Origin of the sequence: Pantoea sp. Acro-807 (genome assembly GCF_011752675.1) — a bacterium.
GTDB classification, from domain to species: domain Bacteria; phylum Pseudomonadota; class Gammaproteobacteria; order Enterobacterales; family Enterobacteriaceae; genus Pantoea; species Pantoea eucrina.
The window spans coordinates 1-245 of sequence record NZ_VWXE01000025.1 but is presented as its reverse complement, the minus strand read 5'-3'; the positions used below and the strand labels follow the sequence as shown (position 1 = coordinate 245).

Below are 245 nucleotides of genomic sequence, written 5' to 3'. Positions count from 1 at the left end.
TCTATACCCTGCAACTTAGCGCCCAATTAAGACTCGGTTTCCCTGCGGCTCCCCTATGCGGTTAACCTTGCTACAGAATATAAGTCGCTGACCCATTATACAAAAGGTACGCAGTCACCCCCATAAAAGAGGCTCCCACTGCTTGTACGTACACGGTTTCAGGTTCTGTTTCACTCCCCTCGCCGGGGTTCTTTTCGCCTTTCCCTCACGGTACTGGTTCACTATCGGTCAGTCAGGAGTATTTA

1 rRNA gene is annotated in these 245 nt (G+C 50.2%); it reads right to left on the bottom strand.

From position 1 onward, the window contains the following. Positions 1 to 245: ribosomal RNA gene (locus F3J39_RS18715) — 23S ribosomal RNA — on the bottom strand; the annotation flags it as partial.